The organism is Nonomuraea sp. NPDC049758 (assembly GCF_040674635.1).
Classification (GTDB): Bacteria; Actinomycetota; Actinomycetes; order Streptosporangiales; family Streptosporangiaceae; genus Nonomuraea.
Genome location: NZ_JBFAMZ010000028.1, coordinates 79,189 through 101,576, shown reverse-complemented (window position 1 = coordinate 101,576; position 22,388 = coordinate 79,189). Strand labels below are relative to the sequence as shown.

Annotated in this window: 14 protein-coding genes; 8 read left to right on the top strand and 6 right to left on the bottom strand. The window is 72.8% G+C overall.

Annotated features, from left to right (window positions below; genetic code table 11):
* Positions 1 to 87: 87 nt before the first annotated feature.
* From AB0J46_RS45645 to AB0J46_RS45630, 4 genes are read right to left on the bottom strand one after another with little or no spacing between them, the layout of a single operon-like run.
* The gene (locus AB0J46_RS45645; protein WP_364341799.1) at positions 88 to 885 is read right to left on the bottom strand and encodes an ABC transporter permease; all 798 of its coding nucleotides are present in this window, start codon (positions 883 to 885) and stop codon (positions 88 to 90) included.
* On the bottom strand, positions 882 to 1,811 hold the full coding sequence (locus tag AB0J46_RS45640) for an ATP-binding cassette domain-containing protein (protein WP_364341797.1): 930 nt from the start codon (positions 1,809 to 1,811) through the stop codon (positions 882 to 884). The genes AB0J46_RS45645 and AB0J46_RS45640 overlap by 4 nt, the downstream gene beginning before the upstream one ends.
* Positions 1,808 to 2,182, bottom strand: coding sequence for a hypothetical protein (locus AB0J46_RS45635; protein ID WP_364341795.1), 375 nt, complete (start codon positions 2,180 to 2,182; stop codon positions 1,808 to 1,810). The genes AB0J46_RS45640 and AB0J46_RS45635 overlap by 4 nt, the downstream gene beginning before the upstream one ends.
* Before the next feature lie 3 nt (positions 2,183 to 2,185).
* Positions 2,186 to 2,728, bottom strand: coding sequence for a helix-turn-helix domain-containing protein (locus AB0J46_RS45630; RefSeq protein WP_364341793.1), 543 nt, complete (start codon positions 2,726 to 2,728; stop codon positions 2,186 to 2,188).
* Positions 2,729 to 2,831: 103 nt separating this feature from the next.
* Between AB0J46_RS45630 and AB0J46_RS45625 the strand changes: the two genes are divergently transcribed.
* From AB0J46_RS45625 to AB0J46_RS45615, 3 genes are all read left to right on the top strand, one after another.
* Positions 2,832 to 3,977: an ATP-binding protein gene (locus AB0J46_RS45625; RefSeq protein WP_364341791.1), complete on the top strand. Its 1,146-nt coding sequence runs from the start codon at positions 2,832 to 2,834 to the stop codon at positions 3,975 to 3,977.
* Positions 3,978 to 4,090: 113 nt separating this feature from the next.
* Positions 4,091 to 5,278, top strand: a complete 1,188-nt coding sequence (locus AB0J46_RS45620; protein ID WP_364341789.1) for an ROK family protein — start codon at positions 4,091 to 4,093, stop codon at positions 5,276 to 5,278.
* A 211-nt stretch (positions 5,279 to 5,489) separates the two neighbouring features.
* Positions 5,490 to 9,944 carry a ThuA domain-containing protein gene (locus tag AB0J46_RS45615; protein WP_364341787.1) on the top strand — a complete coding sequence of 1,485 codons (4,455 nt, stop codon included), beginning with the start codon at positions 5,490 to 5,492 and terminating at the stop codon, positions 9,942 to 9,944.
* Between the two features lie 88 nt (positions 9,945 to 10,032).
* Here AB0J46_RS45615 and AB0J46_RS45610 read toward each other — a convergent pair whose 3' ends face one another.
* Entirely contained in the window at positions 10,033 to 11,583 is a 1,551-nt protein-coding gene (locus AB0J46_RS45610; protein ID WP_364341785.1) for a DUF5722 domain-containing protein, read from the bottom strand.
* Between the two features lie 89 nt (positions 11,584 to 11,672).
* On the bottom strand, positions 11,673 to 12,710 hold the full coding sequence (locus AB0J46_RS45605) for a LacI family DNA-binding transcriptional regulator (protein WP_364341783.1): 1,038 nt from the start codon (positions 12,708 to 12,710) through the stop codon (positions 11,673 to 11,675).
* A gap of 168 nt (positions 12,711 to 12,878) precedes the next feature.
* Here AB0J46_RS45605 and AB0J46_RS45600 point away from each other — a divergent pair, with 168 nt between their 5' ends.
* Genes AB0J46_RS45600 through AB0J46_RS45580 form a run of 5 tightly spaced genes read left to right on the top strand, consistent with a single transcriptional unit; the run spans position 12,879 to position 22,383 of the window.
* A complete protein-coding gene (locus AB0J46_RS45600; protein ID WP_364341781.1) occupies positions 12,879 to 16,067 on the top strand; it encodes a family 78 glycoside hydrolase catalytic domain in 3,189 nt (1,062 codons plus the stop codon).
* A gap of 5 nt (positions 16,068 to 16,072) precedes the next feature.
* Entirely contained in the window at positions 16,073 to 16,963 is an 891-nt protein-coding gene (locus AB0J46_RS45595) for a sugar ABC transporter permease (RefSeq protein ID WP_364341779.1), read from the top strand.
* Positions 16,960 to 17,784: a carbohydrate ABC transporter permease gene (locus AB0J46_RS45590; RefSeq protein WP_352360359.1), complete on the top strand. Its 825-nt coding sequence runs from the start codon at positions 16,960 to 16,962 to the stop codon at positions 17,782 to 17,784. Before AB0J46_RS45595 ends, AB0J46_RS45590 begins: the two co-directional genes overlap by 4 nt.
* A 49-nt stretch (positions 17,785 to 17,833) precedes the next feature.
* Complete coding sequence (locus AB0J46_RS45585; protein ID WP_364341777.1) at positions 17,834 to 19,276, top strand: extracellular solute-binding protein; 1,443 nt, start codon at positions 17,834 to 17,836, stop codon at positions 19,274 to 19,276.
* Between the two features lie 11 nt (positions 19,277 to 19,287).
* Positions 19,288 to 22,383 (top strand): DUF5722 domain-containing protein, encoded by a 3,096-nt coding sequence (locus AB0J46_RS45580; protein ID WP_364341775.1) that lies wholly within the window; start codon positions 19,288 to 19,290, stop codon positions 22,381 to 22,383.
* Positions 22,384 to 22,388 lie beyond the last annotated feature (5 nt).

The following is a 22,388-nucleotide window of genomic DNA, read 5'->3' as shown; positions in this document are numbered from 1 at the left end:
AGGGCCGACAGATCCCGTTGAGGACCCAGAGGTCAGTCAGGCCATGGGTCAAACCCTGGCGGGAAGCACTCATCTACATCATCACTGTCAGGCCACGTCGCGGCGGAGCGGCCGCAGGACGGCGGCCGCGCTCGCCAGCGCCGCGTACGCCAGCAGGACCAGCGCCCCGGCGGCCGGTGACAGCAGCCGGACCGGTTCGCTCGACAGCTGGGCGGCCAGCGCGTCGGCCACGGCGGTGAAGTCGGTCAGCGCCGAGGTCGCGCCGCCGGGCAGCCACGGGTACACCTCCCGCACACCGGGGATCATGATCAGCGCCAGCTCGCCGCCGTACAGGTAGCCGATCACCACGCACAGCGCCGCGACCTGGTTGCGGATCAGCGCGCCCATGCCCACGCCCAGCACCACGTAGACCGCCATCGCCACCCCCAGCCGGGCCAGCAGCGCCACGATCGTCCCGGCGGGCAGGCCCAGCTCGACGCCGCGGGCCGCGGCCACGCCGAACAGCGCGGCCCCGGCCGTCCCGGCCAGCACCAGCCCGTACGCCAGGCCCGCCACGGCGTAGGCGACGAGTTTGGCCACCAGCACCCGCCACCGGTCCGGCGCGAACAGGAAGGTGAAGTTCACCGTGCGGTGCCGGTACTCCGACGTGACGGCGAGCGTCCCCACGGCGGCCGGCACGAAGGCGGTGAACCCGAGGAACCCCAGGACGGCCCGCACCCCCGCCTCGGTGTCCAGCCCCGGCATCGGCGGCTCGAAGTTCTCCGGCCCGACCAGGGCCAGCAGCCCGACCAGACCGCCCCCCAGCAGGACGGCCGCCAGCGGCATGCCCCACCACATCCTGGTGGCCAGCAGACGCCGGAACTCCGCCCGCACGAACCCGGTCATGCCGCCACCCCCTCGCCCGCGCCCGCCGGCTCCCGCGCGCCCGCCGTCTCGCCGGTGAGGCCGAGGAAGAGCCGTTCCAGGGTCGGGCGTTCGGTGGTCAGGCCGTGCACCGGCAGCCCGTGGGCCGCGGCCAGGGCGGCGACCCGCGCCGGATCGAGGCCGCGGACCCGCAGGTCGTGCGGGCCGGCCACGTCCACCTGCGCGGCCTCGGCGGCCAGCGCCGCGCGCAGGGCGTCGGCGTCGGGGGTGCGCACCAGCACGTCCGGCTCAGTGCCGCACAGCTCGCGCAGGGGGCCGGCGGCCAGCAGCCGCCCCCGCCCGATGACCACCACGTCGTCGGCGACCTGCTCCACCTCGGCCAGCACGTGGCTGGAGACCAGCACCGCCCGCCCCTGCGCGGCCATCTCGCGCAGGAACGAGCGCAGCCAGGCCGCCCCCTCGGGGTCCAGGCCGTTGCCCGGCTCGTCCAGCAGCAGCACCCGGGGGTCGCCGAGCAGGGCGGTGGCCAGGTTGAGCCGCTGCCGCATCCCGGTGGACAGGGCGCCGGTCGCCCGCCCGGCGGCTCCGGCCAGGCCCACCAGGCCCAGCAGGTCGCCGACCCGGCGATCGGGATGGCCGCCCATCGCGGCGTAGACGCGCAGATGGTCGCGGACCGAATGACGGGGATGGAAGGAGGCGGCGTCGAAGGTCGCGCCCACCACGGTGGTCGGTCGCGGCAGGTCACGGTAGCGTCGGCCGCCGATCGTCACGCGGCCGCGGGTGGGGGTGACGTGGCCGACCATCATGCGCATCGTCGTGGTCTTCCCGGCGCCGTTGAGGCCGAGGAACGCGGTGACCGCCCCGGGCCGGACCGTGAAGCTGAGGTCGTCGACGGCGGTCAGCGCGCCGTACCGCTTGGTCAGGCCGGTGACCTCGATGCCGGTCACGCGACCACCGCCCGTACCGCTGCCCGGATCGTGGCGGCGGCCCGGCCGGCGTCGGGGACCGAGACGACCACCTCGTCGAACTCGCCGCCGGACGCGGCACGGTCGAGCAGCAGGTGCACCGCCGGCGTGTCACCGGTCACCGACACGAGCTGCCGCCGCCCGCCGAACAGGCCCCACACGCCGATCTTGACGTGGCCTGCCACGCTCAGCCCCTTGCGCGCGCCGCGCGGGACGCGCAACGGTTCACCCGCAACCCGCACCTCCCGCACGGACGCGACCGGGCACGCGTACCGGCCGTGACCGGTGAGGAACCGCTCCCAGCGCCCGAATTCGATCGTGACCTGACCCTCGTCGACCCATACCGTTGCCACAGTTCAGCCTTCCTTCAGGGGGAGCAGGACGGTCGCCAGCAAGCGCGGCGTACGCCCCTCTCCCGGCTCGTTCGCCAGCAGGGGGCGCACCAGCTCGGCGAACCCCGTGGCGAAGGCGACGAACTCCTCGTCGTCCAGGTGCAGGACCACCTGCTGGTATCCGGCGCCGTCGGCGGCCAGATCGACGCGGTCCCGGTCGAGGTAGCGCGCGAACTCCGACAGCAGGCTGCCGGCGAACGCGGTGAAGTACCGCGCGTGGTCCTCCGCCGACGCGGCGGCCAGCGCCTCGGGGGACGGCGTCAGGCCGCCCTCGGGCACCGCGTAGACCCGTTCGGTCGCCCCGCCGACCTTGTGCTCCTCGACCACCTCCAGCATCCCGGCCTTGGCCAGCGTCGCGATCTGCCGGTAGAGCGTCGCCTGCGGCACGTCGGGCAGCAGGCCCGCCAGGTCGGAGGGCGTACGGCGGCCCCCGGCGACGGCGCGCAGGATGCGGATGCGCACGGGATGCAGCGCCAGCTCGGCCCAGCGCTCTGTCGAGGTCGTCACGCTTCACACGTTATCACTATCGAGAATGAGAATGACACCAGCGCGGCATTTCCGCATGTCAGCGGCCTTATGGGGGTATGTGGGCCCTGAGGGGGACCCGGTGATGGGAGCGACGGTCGGATACCAGGCGGCGTTCGAGGCGCTGCCGTGTCCCTGCATGCTGCTCACCCGGGGCCAGGTCGTGCTCGCCGTCAACGACGCCTACCTGCGGATGACCGGCCAGGACCGGGCGGAGGTCGTCGGCCGCGCCCTGCTCGGCGCGGCCCCGGTGCTGGGCGGCCTGAGCGGGGCGGGGGCGGCGAAGGTGGGCGCCTCGCTGGAGCGGGTGGCCGCCACCGCCGCCGACGACGTCGTGCCGCTGCTGCGCGACGACTGGGATCCGCCCGGCCGGCGCCACTGGCGGCTGGCGAACGCCCCGGTGCTCGACCCGTCGGGCGAGGTGACGGAGATCGTCGTCGTCTTCGGGGACGTCACCGGGTCGCTCGAACCCCGGCCCGCCGCCCGCACCGACGGCCGCGTCTCCGGCCCCCTGAAGCCCGACGCGCTGCTGCACCAGGCCTACCGCCAGGAGCAGCAGAAGGTCTCCATGCTGCACGAGACGATCGAGCACCAGCAGCGGTTCGTCTTCGACGCCGCCCACGACCTGCGCAACCCGATCACCGGCCTGCTGACCGAGCTGGAGGAGGCCCTGTCCGACCCCGGCGCCGACCTCCGCCGGACCCTGCGCAGCCTGCACCGGGACGCCGAGCGGCTCAACGACATCGTCGGCGACCTGCTCGCCCTGGCCCGCCTCTACACCGCCCCGCCGCCCGGCGCCGACCTCGTCGACCTGGGCCGCCTGGTGGTGGAGGAGCTGGACGCGCATCCGCCGAGCGCGTCCGTCCTGACCCGGCTGGAGGAGGACGTGGTGGTCCGGGCCTCGCGGGTGCGGCTGGCCCGGCTGCTGTCCAACCTGGTGGCCAACGCCGAGCGCCACACCACCAGCAGGATCGAGTTCGTGGTCGCCGCCGCGCCGCCGTACGCCGTCCTGGAGGTCATCGACGACGGGCCCGGCATCCCGCTCGAGGAGCGCGAGCGAATCTTCCACCGGCTGTACCGGCAGGAACAGGCGCGTTCGCTGGACGCGGGCGGCTCCGGCTTCGGCCTGCCGATCGCCCGCGAGATCGCCCACGCCTACGGAGGCGATCTGTTCGTGGCCGACCACCCGGGAGGCGCCCGCTTCGTCCTGAGGCTCCCGCTGGCGACGTGATCGTCCGCGAGATCGACAGGCTTATGTCGATGCTCAGCCATAAGTCGTGCGCCATTCGGCGAAGATAGACTTGGGCTCCTCTGAAGTGGCTGCCGTCATCGGCGGAGAGGCTGGTGTTGACTCTGGACACGCTCAACGGCGCGACGGCGGGGGCCGGCGCGCTGCTCTCCCTGCTGCGGGACGGGCCGCCGCGCACCCGGACCGAGCTGGTCCAGCTCACCGGCCTGGCCCGGTCCACCGTGTCCCTGCGCCTCGACGCGCTGCTCCGCCACCGCTGGGTGCTGCCCGCCGACGAGGCCATCTCCTCGGGCGGGCGGCCCGCGGCCATGTTCGCCTTCAACCGCACGGCCCGGCTCGTCCTGGCCGCCGACCTGGGCGTCACGCACGAGCGGGTGGCGATCACCGACCTCGGCGGCACGGTGCTGGCCGAGCGCACCGCCGACGCGCCGATCGACGAGGGCCCCGAGGCGACGCTCGGGCGACTCGCGCGCACGTTCACCGACCTGCTCGACGAGAGCGGGCGCGACCTGGCCGACGTGTGCGGCGCGGGCATCGGCCTGCCGGGCCCGGTCGAGTACCCGACGGGACGCCCGGTCAACCCGCCCCTCATGCCGGGCTGGGACCGTTTCCCGGTGCCGGAGTGGCTGGGGGAGCGGCTGGGCGTGCCGGTCTTCGTGGACAACGACGTCAACATCATGGCGCTCGGCGAGCAGCGCGCCGGGCGGCTGGCGACCGGCCAGCTCGTCTTCGTCAAGATCGGCACCGGCATCGGCTGCGGCGTGATCTCCGACGGACGCCTCCACCGGGGCGCGCAGGGCGCGGCCGGCGACATCGGCCACATCCGGGTCGCCACCGCCGACGACGGCGTGCTGTGCCACTGCGGCAACGTGGGCTGCCTGGAGGCACTGGCCGGCGGGGCCGCGCTGGCCGCCCGCATCTCGGCGACCGGCGTGCCCGCCGCGGGCGGCCGGGACGTCGTCGCGCTGCTGCGCGCCGGCAACCGCGACGCCGCCCAGCTCGTCCGCCAGGCCGGGCGCGAGATCGGCGACGTGCTGGCCACGATCGTCAACTTCTTCAACCCGGCCGCGATCGTGATCGGCGGCGACCTGGCCGACGCCGGCGAACACCTGCTCGCGGGCGTGCGCGAGGCCATCTACAAGCGCTCGCTGCCGCTGGCCACCCAGCACCTGCGCATCCAGGTCAGCGAGCTGGGCGACCGGGCGGGCGTCATCGGGGCGGCCGTCATGGTGCTGGAGCACGTCCTGGCTCCGGAGGCGGTCGACAGCGCCCTGGCCGGCTGACCTCGTCCGCGAAGCGCCCCGCCTGCCCGCGCAGGCGGGGCGCTTCGTCGTTCCGGCCACGGGCCGAAACCGTTTTGTCTGGGACTTAACAGACTTTCGTTGACAATCATCAAAAGTCAGATCTACTGTCGCGATCTACGAAGGTTCTTCGATCGTCCGCCAATGGAACCCTCCTTCCCGGTCCACCCCCCACGGAAAGGGAACCTCCGCGATGCCCCCCAGCAGGCCCACCCGTGCCTCCCGATGGACGGCGCGGGTCAGCGCCGTCCTCCTGGCCATGTCGAGCGCGGTCGTGCTCACCGTGGCCGCCCCGCCCGCCCGCGCCCACGCCGCCATCGACCCCGCCGACTACCAGCGCGTCGAGCTGGCCAAGGGCGTCGCCGAGATGGGCGAGCCGATGACCATGGCCGTGCTGCCCGACCTGTCGGTGCTGCACACCGCGCGCGACGGGACGCTGCGCCGCACCGACGCCCAGGGACTGACCACCGTGGTCGGGGCGCTGCCCGTCTACACCCACGACGAGGAGGGCCTCCAGGGCGTCGCCGTGGACCCCGGCTTCGCCGCCAACCGGACCATCTACCTCTACTACGCCCCCCGCCTCAGCACGCCGGCCGGCGACGCGCCCGCGACCGGCGCCGACTGGTCGGCCTGGCAGGGCGTCAACCGCCTGGCCCGGTTCACCCTCAAGCCCGACTGGACGCTCGACCTGGCCTCCCAGCGGACCGTGCTCGACGTGGCCGCCGACCGCGGCATGTGCTGCCACGTCGGCGGCGACATGGACTTCGACGCCCAGGGCAACCTCTACCTGTCCACCGGCGACGACTCCAACCCCTTCGACTCGGCCGGCTACGCCCCCATCGACGAGCGCCCCGACCGCAACCCCGTCTACGACGCCCAGCGCAGCGCCGGCAACACCAACGACCTGCGCGGCAAGATCCTGCGCATCAAGGTGAACCCCGCGGACGGCACGTACACGATCCCCGCGGGCAACCTCTTCCCGCCGGGCACCGCGCGGACCAGGCCCGAGATCTACGCCATGGGCTTCCGCAACCCGTTCAGGATGACCGTGGACAAGGCCACCGGCGTGGTCTACGTCGGCGACTACGGCCCCGACGCCGGCAGCACCGACCCGAACCGCGGGCCCGCCGGGCAGGTCGAGTTCGACCGCGTCACCGGCCCCGGCAACTACGGCTGGCCGTACTGCACCGGCACCAACACCCTGGCCGAGACCTACAACGACTACACCTTCCCCTCGGGCCCCTCCGGCCAGAAGTACGACTGCGCCGCGGGCGGCCCGGCCAACGACTCGCCGCGCAACACCGGCCTGGCCAAGCTCCCGCCCGCCAAGCCCGCCTGGATCAGGTACGGCGGCGACGCCGGCTCGCCGCCCGAGTTCGGCAGCGGCTCGGAGTCGCCGATGGGCGGCCCGATCTACCGCTACGACGCCGCCCTGAACTCCGCCGTCAAGTTCCCCCAGGACCTCGACGGGCACTTCTTCGCCGGGGAGTTCGGCCGCAAGTGGATCAAGGCGATCGACGTGGCCGCCGACGGCACGCGCGGCGAGATCGCCGCCTTTCCCTGGACCGGCACGCAGGTGATGGACCTGGCCTTCGGCCCCGACGGCGCGCTCTACGTCCTCGACTACGGCTCCGGCTACTTCGGCGGCGACGCCAACTCCGCCCTCTACCGCGTCGAGTACATCAAGGACCGCAACCGCTCGCCGGTCGCGGTCGCCAAGGCCGACAGGACGTCCGGCAAGCTCCCGCTCACCGTCGCCTTCAACAGCGCCGGCTCCGCCGACCCCGAGGGCGGCGCGCTCACCTACGCCTGGAACTTCGGCGACGGCACCACCTCCACCGCCCCGAACCCCACGAAGACCTACACCACCGAGGGCTCGTTCACCGCCACGCTCACCGTGCGCGACCCCCAGGGCAACGCCGGCACCGCCGGCGTGGTCATCACGGCAGGCAACACCGCCCCCGCCGTGACCATCGGCACGCCCGCCCCCGGGACGCTGTTCACCTGGGGCGACACCGTGCCCTTCACGATCGGGGTGACCGACCCCGAGGACACGCAGATCGACTGCGCCAAGGTGAAGATGACGTACGTGCTCGGCCACGACAGCCACGGCCACCAGATCACCTCGAAGAACGGCTGCGCGGGCGAGCTGACGATCCCGGCCGACGGCGAGCACGACGACGCGGCCAACATCTTCGCCGTCTTCGACGCCGAGTACACCGACAAGGGCGGCCTGACCACCCACACCCAGCACGTCCTGCAGCCACGCCACCGCCAGGCCGAGCACTACGCGACGATGTCCGGCGTCTCGCAGATCTCCAAGGCGGCCGCGCACGGCGGCAGGACGGTCGGCGACGTGCACAACGGCGACTGGATCGCCTTCACCCCCTACCGGCTCGACGACGCCAGGACGTTCCGGGCGCGGGTCTCCTCGGGCGGCGCCGGCGGCTCCATCGAGGTGCGCACGGGCTCGCCCACCGGGCCGCTGCTCGGCAAGGCCGCCGTCCCGGTGACGGGCGGCTGGGAGACCTTCACCGACGTGCAGGCCCCGCTGACCGGCGCGACCACCGCGTCCACCACGCTCTACCTGGTCTTCACCGGGGGCGCCGGGGCGCTGTTCGACCTCGACGACTTCACCCTGGCCAAGGAGGCGACGGCGGTCGGCCCGATCCGCGCCGCCGACGGCAGGTGCGTGGACGTCGCGGGCGCCGGCACCGCCGACGGCACCAAGGTGCAGCTCTACTCCTGCAACGGTACGAACGCCCAGAACTGGGCCATCGACGGCCAGACCGTCAAGGCGCTCGGCAAGTGCCTCGACGTGGCCGGGGCCGACAGCGCCGACGGCACCAAGGTGCAGATCTGGACCTGCAACGGCACGGGCGCGCAGAAGTGGACCGCCGAGGGCGGCGCGCTCAAGGCGCTCGGCAAGTGCCTCGACGCCACCGACCCGGCCCAGCTCGTCATCAGGACGTGCAACGGCGGCACGCCCCAGAGGTTCACCACCGCGACCCCCGCCGCCGGCGGCCCCGCCGTCCTGGTCTTCTCCCGCACGGCGGGGTTCCGGCACGACTCGATCGCGGCGGGCGTCCAGGCGATCAGGGATCTCGGGTTCGGCGTGACCGCCACCGAGGACCCGGCCGCGTTCACCACGGCCAACCTGGCCGCCTACAAGGCGGTGGTCTTCCTCAACACCACCGGTGACGTGCTCGACGCCACACAGCAGGCCGCGTTCGAGGCGTACGTCAAGGCGGGCGGCGGCTACGCCGGCGTCCACGCGGCCGCCGACACCGAGTACGACTGGCCCTGGTACGGCGGCCTCGTCGGCGCCTGGTTCGCCGCCCACCCGGCGGTGCAGAAGGCGACGGTCAAGGTCGAGGACCGCGCCCACCCGGCGACCGCCCACCTGGACGCCACCTGGCCGCGGACGGACGAGTGGTACGACTACCGGACCAACGCCAGGACCGGCGCCCACGTGCTGGCCACCCTGGACGAGTCGACGTACTCGGGCGGCACGATGGGCGCCGACCACCCGATCGCCTGGTGCAAGCCGTACGACGGGGGGCGTTCCTTCTACACCGGCGGCGGGCACACCGCAGAGTCCTTCGCCGAGCCCGCCTTCCGGCAGCACCTGCGCGGCGGCCTGGCCTACGCCACCGGCCAGGCCAAGGCCGACTGCCGCCCCGAGACCGGCTACACCACCCTCTACAACGGCTCGACCACCGGCTGGGAGCAGGCCGGGCCGGGCGGCTTCGCCAACGCCGGCGGCACGCTGACCTCGCAGGGCGGCATGGGCCTGCTCTGGTACAAGGCCAAGGAGTACACCACCTCCTACTCGCTCAAGCTGGACTGGAAGCTGGCCGGTGACGACAACTCCGGCGTCTTCGTCGGCTTCCCGCCCTCGACCGACCCGTCCTCGGCGGTGAACAACGGCTACGAGATCCAGATCGACGCCACCGACGCGCCGGACCGGACCACCGGCTCGGTCTACGGCTTCAAGGCCGCCGACATCGCCGCCCGGGACGCCGCGCTGAACCCGCCGGGGGAGTGGAACACCTACGAGATCCGGGTCGAGGGCGAACGCCTCCAGGTCTTCCTCAACGGCGCCAGGATCAACGACTTCACCAACACCGACCCGGCCCGCTCACTGAAGAACGGGCACATCGGCATCCAGAACCACAGCGACGCCGACCAGGCGTCCTTCCGCAACATCCGGATCAAGGAGCTCGGCCCGCCCGCCGGGGACTCCGTCGTCCAGGCCGAGACCTGGGCGCAGGCGTCCGGGGTGGCCACCTACCCGCACGCGCCCGCGCACGGCGGCACCGTGCTCGGCTACGTCAACCCGGGCGACTGGGCGGCCTACGACGTGGATCTCACCGGGGTCACCGCGTTCCGGGCGCGGGTGGCCTCGCCGGGGCCGTCGGGCGGTTTCGAGATCCGCACCGGCTCGCCGACGGGGCCGGTGCTCGGCGCCGTCACCGTGCCGGACACCGGCGGCTGGGAGTCCTACGCCGACGTCTCCACGGCGCTGACCGGCGTGCCCGCCGGCGCGGCCCGGCTGTACCTGGTGTTCACCGGTGCGAACTTCGACGTCGACGACTTCACCCTGGTCCGCGCCGCGCCCAGGACGCCGGCGAAGCGGGCCCGATAGCCGCCGGGCCGGTGGCCGTCACGCGGGCGGCCTCCGTAGCCGCCGGGCCGGTGGTCGTCACGCGGACGGCCACCGGCCCGGGACGGGGTCAGGGCAGCGCGTAGCCGAGGACCTGCTCGTGGATCAGGCCCTCACAGCCCGCCTGGTCCGTGACCAGGTGGTCGCCGCTCGCGGCCCGGCACCGGTGCAGCGCGACCGATCCGGGCACCTGGCTGGTGTAGACGTGCCCGACCGGGCCCATCGGGAACTGCCCCTCGCAGCCGGGGTCGCGGGTGAGCATGGTGTGCGCGCCGACCTTGCACTCGTACAGGGGAACGGTGCCGGCCGCCTGGTTGCGCAGCAGCTTCCACACGCGTTCCTGGGTGAAGCCGGGCGGCAGCAGCCGGGAGCTGGCCACGTGCCCCTTGCTCGCCTGGTAGCCGCGGCGGAGCTGGGTGTGGGGCAGCAGCTCGAAGCCGCACGACAACTGCGGGGGCGACAGGTCGTTGCGGTTGGCCAGCGCCCACGTGGCCCAGGCCGGCTTGGCCGAGCCGTCGGTACGGCGCAGCCCCACGCCGAGACCGGCCGCCGTCTCGTCCGGATGGTCGCTCATCCGGTGCCAGACGTAGCTCTCGATGCCCGGCGTGCCGAGGACGTTGCGGAAGGAGTTGCACAACTGCGACGCCTGCGCGGCCTCCGACGAGGGCGACAACGAGTTCACGCCGCTCTCGGTGAGCTGCACCTGCCAGGCCGACGGCGTGTTCGGGAACTGCTGGCGCAGCCAGCCGACCAGCACGCCGATGTTGCCGTAGGTGACCTTCGGGAAGTCGTCGGCGGAGAACTGCGGCGCCAGCAGGTTCGGCGGGTAGGGGTGGTAGGCGACCCGCCAGGCCCGGTTGCCGGCCCGCGCCGCCAGGCCCTTGAGCACGGTCATGCCCGACAACATCGCCTCGGAGGCGGCCGGCTGGTCGTAGGCGGTGCCGAAGTGGTGGTCGAGCGAGGTGAGCACCTTCGCGGTGGGCTGCTGGGCCATGACGGCGTCGTAGGCGGCGTTGTAGTTCGCGGCGATCGCGTCCAGCCACGCGGTCGTGCCGCAGGCCGTGCCCTGGCCGCAGCCGATGTCGAACCAGGTGTTGCTGTTGACCTCGTTCATGACGACGAAGTCGGCGATGCGGCCGTTGCCGTGCTGCCCGTCGTAGCGCTGGGCCAGCATGCCGGCGAAGCGGCCGTAGTCGGCGGGGTCGTCGGGGACGCAGAACTTCTCGAACCCGGGGGCGGCAGGCGTGCAGGGACGGGCCCCGCGGGCCCAGGCCGGGGTGCCGTAGACGACGGCGGTGACGACGAGACCGCGGGCGGTCCAGTCCCTGATGGCGGCGTCGACGGCCGAGCCGACGGTGAAGCAGCGCCCGCCGAACTCCTGCGCGCCCGCCGCGCACGGCGGCGACTTCACGCTGAGCTCCCAGTCGGCCCAGATGAGGTTCATGGCGACGCCGCCGGCGTTGTTGCCGGCGATCTCGTTCTTGTCGGGCCAGAAGTCCGGTTGCAGGCCCTTGATGCGGTAGTCGGACCTGACCGGGTACGGCAGAGCGGCGGTGGCGGCGGCCGGAGCGGCCGGAAGGAGAAGTAAGAGGACGGCGGCGATACGGGCAACCCAACCCATGGGACCTCCTGGATTTAAACGTCTCAACAATGAGGCCCAGAAGGCGGCCAGGCAAGACCCGATTTGCTGCGGCGGCCCGGCTTGAAACGTCACTGAGGAACGGTCGACGCCCTGACCATGAGCTCCGGCTGGAAGACGATCTCCTGGTGCCAGTGGTTGGCGTCGCCCCGGGCGTCGGTGAGCAGCAGCTCCGCGGCCGCCTGGCCGAGCTGGTGCTTGGGCTGGCGGACCGAGGTCAGCGACGGCGACAGCAGCTCGGCGAACTCGACGTCGTCGTAGCCCAGCACCGCCATGTCGTGCGGGACGCGCACGCCGCGCCGCTCCAGCCCGCGCAGCGCGCCCAGCGCCACCGTGTCGTTGACGCAGAACAGCGCCGTCGGCCCCTTGCGCGCGGGCAGCCGCTCCAGCGCCGCCTCGCCCTCGCGCGGCGTCAGCGCGGGCAGCGTGACCTCGGTGATCACCTCGTCGGGGTCGAGCCCGGCGGCCCGCACCGCCCTGGCCAGCCCCTCGCGCCGATCGGCGCACTGGCGCACGATCGGCGGCCCGTTGAGGAAGGCGATGCGCCGGTGGCCGAGCGCGAGCAGGTGGGCGCCGGCCAGCTCGCCGCCCCGGACGTTGTCCACCGCCACCGCGCAGAGCTGGGCGTCGGCGCCCGGCCGGTCGAGCAGCACCATGCCGACGCCGCGCCGGCGCAGCTCCACCAGATGGGAGATGTCGGGCCCGGCGGGCGTGATGAGGATGCCGGGCACCCGGTGCTGCTCCAGGATCTGCAGGTAGTGGGCCTCCTTCTCGACCGAGTCGCCGGAGCTGCACAGCACCAGGAGCAGCTGCTCCTGCGACAGCCGGGTCTCGATGCCCGGCAGCACCTCGCTGAAGAACGGGTTGCCGATGTCGCGCACCATCACGCCGACCGAGCGGCCCGAGCCGCCGCGCAGCTGCCGGGCCGGCGCGCTGGGCACGAAGCCGAGCGTCTTGATGGAGGCGCGCACCCGGCGCAACGTGCGCTCGGCCACCAGCTCGGGCCGGTTGAGCACGTTGGAGACCGTTCCCACGGACACGCCGGCATGGGCCGCGACGTCGACCATGCTGAGCCGGCGGCGCTCGGCCGGCTTGTGGATGTCGGTCACCGGTGGACAGCCCTTCTGGTCACCTGGCAGAGAGGGCCAGTCTACTGGTTGAAATGTTTCAGCCAAACGAACCCGTGCTGCACATCTGGAATCAGGGCATTGACGGAAGTACCTCATGGTGCCTACGGTGCGCATTGCTTGAAATGTTTCAACTAGCCGGGAGTACCCTTGTCGCATCTCGCCGTGACCGACCTGCGCGTCGAAGGACTGGCCGAACCACTCGGCCTCGACGTGGACACGCCGGAGTTCTCCTGGCGGATCACCGGGGCCGGGCGTGGACGGGCGCAGAGCGCGTACCGGCTGGTCGTGGCCCGGGAGGGCGATCCGGCCGGCGAGGGGGCCGAATCAGTCTGGGACAGCGGTGTGGTGTGCTCGGCCGCGACCTTCGACGTCCCGTACGGCGGCGCCGCGCTGCGGCCGAGGACGCGCTACCAGTGGCGGGTCAAGGTGGCCGACGAGCACGGCGAATGGTCCGGCTGGAGCCCCGCGCACTGGTTCGAGACCGGGCTCGGCGAGGCCGGCGGCTGGATGGCGGGCTGGATCGGCACCCCCATGGTGCCCGGCTCCGAGCGGCTGCCGTCGCTGGAGAACGTGCCGCGCATCTGGGTCGCCGGGCCGCTCGGCCCGTCCGGGTCGCCGACCGGGGCGTTCCGGACGCGGTTCGCGGTGCCGGGCGGGGCCAGGCCGCTGTCGGCGTGGCTGGTGATCGGCGACGGCGGCGGGGCCGACGCGGCCGGGCCGGTCGAGTCTGTCGAGGCGTACGTCAACGGGGTGCGGGTCGCGGGGGAGCGGCGGGCGGGCGCGTTCGTGGCCGACGCCGGCGACCTGGTGGCCTCGGGCGAGAACGTGCTCGCGATCAGGGCCGCCGGGCCGGGGTTGTGCGTGCGGCTGGAGGTCGTGGTCGAGGGGCGGCCCGCGCTGCCGCAGCTCGTCCCGGTGGCGGGCGAGAGCACGGTGACCGTCACCTCCGGCGGCCGGTGGCGGGCCGAGGAGCGGCCGGGCGAGGGCTTCGAGCAGCCCGGCTTCGACGACTCCGGCTGGCGGCTGGCCGAGGAGGTCGGGCTGCACGGCGACCCGCCGCTGGGCCGCGAACCGGTCGGCGACCGGCCGAGCCCGTACCTGCGGCGCGAGTTCGGCGTGCCGTCGCCGGTGCGCCGGGCCAGGCTGTACGCCACCGCGCTCGGCGTCTACGAGATCCACCTCAACGGCGCCCGGGTCGGCGCCGACCACCTGGCCCCCGGCTGGACCGACTACCGCCACCGCGTCACGTACCAGACCTACGACGTGACGGCGCTGGTGTCGGAGGGACGCAACACGATCGGCGCGGTCCTCGCCGACGGCTGGTACGCCGGCAACATCAGCTGGTTCGGCTCCTTCCAGTACGGCCGCCGCCTGGCCTTCCGCGCCGAGCTGGAGATCCAGCACGAGGACGGCACCCGCACCCGGCTGCGCACCGACGCCGACTGGCGCGCCGGCTCCGGCGCGATCCGCTACGCCGACCTGCAGAACGGCGAGCGGCAGGACCTGGCGGCAGAACCGCTCGGCTGGACGGCCGCCGGGTTCGACGACTCCGGCTGGGCGCCCGCGGTGCCGGTGAGCCCGCCGGCCGGCCGGGTGACCGCCTCCGTCGCGCCGCCGATCCGGGTGCACGAGGAGGTGGAGCCGGTGCGGGTGTGGGAGCACCGGCCCGGCGTGTGGATCGCCGACTTCGGCCAGAACCTGGTCGGCTGGGTCCGGCTCACCGGCCGCGCCGGCCGCGACCGCCCGGTGGTGCTGCGGCACGCCGAGGTCCTCGACCACGAGGGCGGGCTGCACCTGGCCAACCTGCGCTCGGCCCGCGCCACGGACGAGTTCCTGCCCCGCGGCGAGCAGGCCGAGACGTTCGAGCCGAGGTTCACCTTCCACGGCTTCCGGTACGCCGAGGTCTCGGGCCTGCGCGTGGCCCCCGAGTCGATCACGGCCAGGGTGGCCCACGCCGCGATGGAGCCGGCCGGCGAGTTCACCTGCTCCGACGAGCGGCTCGACCGGTTGCAGCGCAACATCGTGTGGGGGCAGCGCGGCAACTTCCTGGCCGTCCCCACCGACTGCCCGCAGCGGGACGAGCGGCTCGGCTGGACCGGCGACATCTGGGCCTTCGCCCCGACCGCCCTGTTCAACTACGACGCCGCCGCCTTCCTGCGGAGCTGGCTGACCGACGTGGTCGACGCCCAGGGCGACGACGGCGCGGTCACGCACGTGGTGCCCGACGTGCTGTCGGGCCGCGGCCTGTCGCCCAACCCCAAGGAGGCCGGCTCGCCCGGCTGGGGCGACGCGCTGGTCATGCTGCCATGGGCGCTGCACCGGCTGCGCGGCGACGCCCGCGTGGTCGCCGCCTGCTTCGAGCCGATGCTGCGCTGGCTGGCCTACCTGGACCGGCGCTCCGAGAACGGCATCTTCCCCGACGAGGGGTTCGGCGACTGGCTGTCGATCGGCGCCGACACCCCCAAGCGGCTCGTCGGCACGGCGATCTTCGCGCTGTCGGCCCGGCAGCTGGCCGGGCTCGCCGCCGCGCTCGGCCGCGACGCCGACGAGCGCTCCTGCCTGGAGCTGTACGAACGGGTGCGCCGGGCCTTCCGCGCGGCCTTCGTCGAGGGCCCCGGCGTGGTGGCGAGCGGCACGCAGACCGCGTACGTGCTGGCCGTCACCGCCGGGTTGCTGGAGGAGCACGAGCTGCCCAGGGCCGCGGCCCGGCTGGCCGGTGACGTCGAGGCGCGCGGCGGCCACCTGTCGACCGGGTTCCTCGGCACGCCGTACCTGCTGGACGCGCTCACCTCGACCGGGCGGCTGGACGTGGCCTACCGGCTGCTGACGCAGGACACCTTCCCGTCCTGGCTCTACCCGGTCGTGCACGGCGACGCGACGACCATGTGGGAGCGCTGGGACTCCTGGAGCCACCACCGCGGGCTGCAGGACCCCGGCATGAACTCCTTCAACCACTACGCCTACGGCGCCGTCGGCGACTGGATGTACCGGACGGTCGGCGGCCTGGCCCCCGGCTCGCCCGGCTACGCCGACATCGTCGTGCGCCCCCGTCCCGGTGGCGGGATCGGCTGGGCGCGGACCGCCCACCGCACCCGGCACGGCCAGGTGGAGATCTCCTGGCGGCTGACGGACGGCGGCCTCGCCCTGGACGTCGTCGTGCCGCCCAACACCCGCGCCGAGGTGCACGTGCCCGCGCCGCCGGACCGGGTGACCGAAGGCGGCCGGCCGGCGGCCGAGGCGGAGGGCGTGACCTTCGACCGCCTCGACGACGGGGCCGCGGTCTACCGGGTCGGCTCGGGTTCGTACGCGTTCCGCACCACCGCTGAGAGGCATTGACGATCGTGACCAGCACCAAAGCGCGCCGCCGGATCCCGTGGGGCGTCTACCTCGTCCTCCTGCCCACCTTCGCCCTGCTCGCGGCGTTCGCCTACTACCCGGCGCTCAACGGCATGCTGCACTCGCTGCATGAGTGGCGGCCGGGCTTCGGCTCGCCGTTCGTCGGCCTGGACAACTACCTCACGATGCTCGGCGACGACCTGTGGTGGGCCTCCTTCCGCAACGCCGGGATCATCTTCGTCTGGGCCGTCACGCTCATGTGGGTCTTCCCGCTGCTGGCCGCCGAGCTGGTGATGTCGCTGTCCAGCGAGCGGCTGCGGTTCGTCTTCCGCACCCTGCTCATCCTGCCGCTGGCCTTCCCGGCCGTGGTCAACGTGCTGCTGTGGCAGTTCATGTACGACCCGCGCGACGGCGTCGTCAACAGCCTGCTGCGCGCGCTCGGCCTGGACGGGCTGGCGGGCAACTGGATCGGCGACCCCGCCACGGCGCTGGCCGCGCTGATGACGATCGGCTTCCCGTGGGTGGCCAGCCTGCCGTTCCTGGTCTTCCTGTCGGCGCTGCAGAACGTGCCGGCCGAGATCTACCAGGCCGCCGAGGTGGACGGCGCCGGCCGGCTGCGCCGCTTCTGGAGCATCGACCTGCCGATGATGTTCCGCGACGTCAAGCTGCTGCTGGTGCTGGCGGTGATCTCGGTGCTCCAGTACGGCATGCAGGCCCACATCATGACCAAGGGCGGCCCCGACAACGCCACGCAGGTGCCGGTGCTGCGCATGCTCGACGCCGCCTTCGTGGACACGAGCTGGGGGTACGCGGCCGCGCTCGGCACCGTGCTGTTCGCCCTGACCCTCGGCGTGAGCCTGGCCGCGCTGGCGCTCGGCAGGAGGTCGGGATCGTGAGCCGGACCCGCAGGACCGACCTGGTGGCCGGCGGCGTGCTGGCGGTGCTGGCCTTCGCCGGGCTGTTCCCTTACCTGTTCATGCTGGCCGCGTCGGTCAAGGACAACGAGCAGTTCTTCGGCAGCTACTGGTCGCCGGCCTGGCCGGTGCACCTGGACAACTACGCGGCGGCCTGGGAGCAGGTCAGCCCGTACCTGTTCACCTCGTTCGTGGTGGCGGCGCTGGCCATCGCCGGCACGATGCTGCTGGCCCCGGCCGCGGCGTTCGTGTTCGCCCGCTACCGCTTCCCGGGGCGCAACGCGCTGTTCGGGCTGGTCGCGGCGCTGCTCATGGTGCCCTCGATCACCAGCCTGATCCCGCTGTTCGTGCTGATGCGCGACCTCGGCATCCTGGACAGCCGGCTGGTGCTGATCATCCCGCACGTCACCGCGAACACGGTCTTCGGGATCGTCGTCATGCGCACGTACATGGCGCAGATCCCCGAGGAGATCTTCGAGGCGGCGCGGGTGGACGGGGCGGGCGGCGTCCGGCTGTTCCTGGCCTTCATGCTGCCGCTGGCCCGGCCGGTCATCGGCACGGTCGCGCTGATGACGGTGCTGGGCGTGTGGAACGACTACTTCTGGCCGCTGCTCACCGTGCAGACCGACGCCTACCGGACGATCCCCGCGGGGCTGGCCTTCTTCGCCAACCAGAACGCGCAGCAGTGGGGCCCGCTGTTCGCCGGCTACGTGCTGGCCAGCCTGCCGCTGGTGGTGCTGTTCACGTTCCTGTCCAAGTGGTTCCTGGCGGGCATCCAGGGCGGCATCGTGTCCGGCAAGTGAGCCGGCGCCCGCGATTGAAACGTATCAATAAGAAAGGACCCGTACCCCGATGAGAACACCCCCCAAGAGCGGGCTCGCGGCGCTGGCCGCGCTGCTCGCGCTGACAGGCTGCGGCCTGCTCGGCACCGGCGGCACCTCCGCCCAGGACGGCGGCGGCAAGGTGACGATCACGCTGGCCGGCCCCAACCAGTGGAACGCCAGCGGCAGCAGCTTCGGACCGGCCTGGGAGGCGCTGGTCGACGCCTTCGAGAAGCGCGAGCCCAGCATCGAGGTCAGGACGCAGGTGCTGCCCCTCGACGGCTTCATGCAGACGATCACCACCCAGCTCGCCGCCGGCACCGCGCCCGAACTGGTCTTCAACCAGCCGCCGCACAAGGCGCACGAGGTGCACGCGCTCGACGCCGAGCTGCAGAAGCCCAACCCGTACGTGCCGGGCAACCAGCGCTGGATCGACGTGTTCAGGAAGGAGTACTACGGCCCCGCCGTCTCCAAAGCGCTGAGCAAGGAGAGCGGCAAGCTGGAGTACGTCCCCTTCAACCTGGTCGCCATCGGCCTGTTCTACAACAAGGACGCCTTCGCCAAGGCGGGCATCGACCAGCCCCCGGCCACCTGGGAGGACTTCAGGAGCGCCTGCGGGCAGCTCAAGGCGGCCGGCTTCGACCCCGTCGCCCTCGACAAGGGCGGCCTGGCCGCCGGCTGGACGTGGGAGGCGGTCAGCACCCAGCTCATCGACAAGTACCACGACGACTGGAACCTCTTCGACGCCACCGGCAAGCCGGGCAAGGCGCCGACCGTGACCGAGAAGTCGATGAGCAGGGTCATCAAGCAGGGCACGCTCACCACCAGGACGCCCGAGGTCGCCGAGTCCCTGAAGATCTACAAGGAGTTCTTCGACTGCGGCACGCCCAACTGGACGGGCGTCGCCGACGGCGGCGCGACCGTGGGCTACCGCGACTTCGTCTCGGGCAAGGCCGCCATGTCGTGGGGCACCGACTTCGCCGTCGAGGCGCTGAAGGCGGACGCGAAGTTCGCGCTCGGCACGATGCCGTTCCCGACCATCACCAAGGCCAGCACGCCGCTGTCGTCGGAGGCCCCGGCCCGCTACGGCGCCTCGATCGGCGGCACCAGCTACATGATCCCCTCCACCGTCAAGGGCGAGAAGTACGCGGCGGCGGTCAAGTTCCTGCAGTACATGAGCTCGCCGGCGATCAAGCCCTGGCTGGACGCGACCGGCGGCCTGCCCGCCGTCGAGGGCGTCGAGCCGTCGGCCGAGACCGCCGGGCTGCTGGAGGGCGAGTGGGGCAAGCCGTTCCGGGTGGTGGCCCTGCCGGGCGGCCCGGAGGGCACCTCCTTCCGCGACGTCTTCGACGGCTATCTGCTCGGCCGGCGCTCCCTGGAGGAGGAGCTGGCCGACCTGGACAAGTGGTGGAAGCGCGGCATCGAGGCGGGCATCAAGAAGAACGCCTGGGGCGACGAGGACTGGGCGAAGTAGGAGGAGATGACATGCGGTTGTTGATCGCCCTGGCGCTGGCCGTCCCGATGCTGGCCCTCCCGGCGCAGGCCCTGCCCGCGCGCGCGGCGGCGGCCGGCGGGGTGAGCGGCGTCGAGGTCGGCGGGGACACGATCACCGTCACCGGCGTCGCCCCCGGCCCGGCCGAGCTGTACGCGCTGGACACCTGGCAGGACTCGCCCGCGGGCGAGCAGCCGGTCGCGTCCGTCGAGGCGGGCCCGTTCCGCGTCGAGGTGCCCCGGATGGACGGTGACCAGGACCGGCTCTACGACAAGTTCCTCGCGGTGGGCGCGGACGGCCCGCTGGGAGAGGTGCACTACGCCGACAGGCTGAGCTTCCCGTCGGCCAACCAAGCCCCTTATCCCGAAATGTCGGGCAAAAAGGGGTTACAGGTGCAGATGACGGACGACGCCGAGGAGATCGGCGTCCAGCACGCCGGCATCAACCTGGCCCTCGACTCGGTCATGACGGCCGGGCCGGGCGCCCCGGGCAACACCATCGAGTTCGTCTCCCAGGGCAAGACGTACTACTTCGACCGCGGCGCCGTCGCCGGGCTCGACGCCCAGGTCAAGCCGCTGTCGGACAACGGCGTCCTGGTCAACATGATCGTGCTGGTCTACAACAGCGGCGCGCCCAACTCCGCCGCGCGCACGCTCATCCACCCCGACGCCGAGCTGGGCAAGGGCACGGTGTACGCGTTCAACACCAAGACGGCCGAGGGCGAGGCGCACTTCACCGCCGCGATGGAGTTCTTCGCCCAGCGCTACAGCCAGCCCGACGGCCGCTACGGCCGGGCGTGGGGCTGGATCGTCGGCAACGAGATCGACGCCCAGCAGTTCTGGTACAACATGGGCCGCCAGGACCGTGACGTCTTCCTCGACCAGTACGCCCGCGCCATGCGGCTGACCTGGCAGGCCGTGCGCAAGGCCGCCGCCGCCGCCCGCGTCTACACCTCGCTGACGCACTTCTGGACGGGCGCGGCCAACGACGACCCGAAGTACACCTACAAGGGCCGCGACGTGGTGGACGGGCTCAACGCCCTCACCAAGCGCCAGGGCGACTTCGACTGGAACATCGCCTACCACCCCTACCCGGAGAACCTGTTCAACCCGGCGTTCTGGAACGACAAGACCGCCACGGACGGCTTCGACACCCTGCGGATCACGTTCAAGAACATCGAGCTGCTGCCGCGCTACCTCGCCCAGGACGACCTGACCTACAACGGGCAACGGCGGCGGGTGATCCTCTCCGAACAGGGCCTGAACTCCCAGGACTACTCCGCCAAGGAGCTGCGGCTGCAGGCCGCGGCCTACGCGTACGCCTACTACAAGATCGCCTTCGCCGACGGCATCGACTCCTTCATCCTGCACCGGCACGTCGACCACAAGCAGGAGGGCGGCCTGCGGCTCGGCCTGTGGACGTGGGACGAGGAGCACAGCGCGCCCTCCAACGCCGGGGAGCGCAAGCCCCTGCACGAGGTGTTCGCCGCCATCGACACCGACCGGTCGCTGGCGGCGACCGAGTTCGCCAAGAAGATCATCGGCATCTCCGACTGGAAGGACGTCATCCCCGGCTTCGACCCGGCCGAGCTGGCCGTCCGGAAGCCGCCCGCCGTGGTGGGCACGCAGCTCGACGCCAGGCCGGTGGCCGAGCGGGTGATCTCCGGCTTCGAGACGGGCGCCGACGGCTGGCGGCCCTCCGACAACGCCGCCGCCGTGGAGCGGGTGGCCGTGGACGGCGGGCACGCGCTGCGCGTGCGCTTCGACCGCGACCTGCCCGGCTGGTCGCGGTACGCCAAGTCGTACAAGGGCGCCGACGTGCTGTTCGGCAAGCCGCTCGACGCCTCGCGCACGCCGTCGCTGTCGGTGTCGGTCCGGGTGCCGCCCGAGGCCGACGACGGCTTCAAACCGGGCAACGTCTTCACCGCCAAGGTCCGCGTCTACGGGCGCGGCGGCGCGGTCGCGGAGGGCGTCGGCACGGTCGACCCCGAGCTCGGCTGGAACCGGCTCACGCTGGACCTGTCCCGCTGGGCCCCGCGCGCCGCGATCTCCCGGGTCAAGGTGTGGGTACGCGGCTCGGCCGGCTCCGACTGGGCGGGCTCGTACGACATCGACCGGCTGAGCCTGGCCGCGGCGGCGCTGCCCGGCCTCGCCCGGCGCAACGTGGAGGTGAGCGCGTCCACCGCCGAGCGCGGCCGGCTCGGCTCCAAGGTCACCTTCACCGTCACCAACCGGGACGCGCTGCCGATGGCCGGCCGGGTCACGCTGTCCGCCTGCGACGGCGTGGCCGTCGATCCGCCCGCGCTGCCGGTGACCGGCCTGCGCACGGGCGCGAGCCGCACGACGGAGACCACGCTGACCGCGTACGCGCCCGCGGACCAGGAGTACCCGGTCGTGTGCGCGTCCTACCTCGGGCACACGGACCGGGTGACGTTCCGGCTGCCGCCGCAGGCCGCGTACGTGCCGCCCGCCCCCGACGCCTTCGCCAACCAGGAGCTGGCCGACGGCTTCGACCGGGCCGGTGACTACCAGGCCCACCGGGTCCAGCCGGAGGACAAGGAGCTGCCGCAGGTGACCTACGCGGGCGGCGGGCTGTCGGCCGGGCACCCGTCGGCGTCCTGGTTCGGGCTGATGTCGTCAGGCGTCTCGCCGCGCAACCCGGCGTTCGCCACGGCGATCACGATCAGGAGGTTCCAGGGCGACTCCACCGACATGGACACCGTCTACACGGGCCTGGTCAAGGACGGCAGCACGGACGTGGCGGCGTTCTACGTCAACAGCCACAGGTTCGCCGGGTTCGAGGTGCGCGGCCCGCAGGTGCCGGGCGGGATCGCGGTCTTCGGCGTCAAGCAGGGCGTCACCGTCCCCGACGGCGGCCGCTTCGCGCTGTCGCTGGTGGGCGAGCGGGCCGCCATGTACGCCGACACCGGCTCCGGCTGGGAGCTGGTGACCTCGGCCACGCTGGAGCACCTGCCGGCGTTGTCGGACCCGGAGGTGAGGGCCGGTTACCGCTACGGCTTCGGCGTGCGCGGCGACCCCGGCCCCAGCCCGCTGGTGCTCGACGCGGTGGAGGGCCGCAGCATCTCCTGACGCGG

Coding starts and splice junctions, on each gene's coding strand:
- AB0J46_RS45610 (WP_364341785.1), bottom strand. CDS start 11,583: ATGGGTTGGGTTGCCCGTATCGCCGCCGTCCTCTTACTTCTCCTTCCG.
- AB0J46_RS45615 (WP_364341787.1), top strand. CDS start 5,490: ATGCCCCCCAGCAGGCCCACCCGTGCCTCCCGATGGACGGCGCGGGTC.
- AB0J46_RS45585 (WP_364341777.1), top strand. CDS start 17,834: ATGAGAACACCCCCCAAGAGCGGGCTCGCGGCGCTGGCCGCGCTGCTC.
- AB0J46_RS45625 (WP_364341791.1), top strand. CDS start 2,832: ATGGGAGCGACGGTCGGATACCAGGCGGCGTTCGAGGCGCTGCCGTGT.
- AB0J46_RS45645 (WP_364341799.1), bottom strand. CDS start 885: ATGACCGGGTTCGTGCGGGCGGAGTTCCGGCGTCTGCTGGCCACCAGG.
- AB0J46_RS45580 (WP_364341775.1), top strand. CDS start 19,288: ATGCGGTTGTTGATCGCCCTGGCGCTGGCCGTCCCGATGCTGGCCCTC.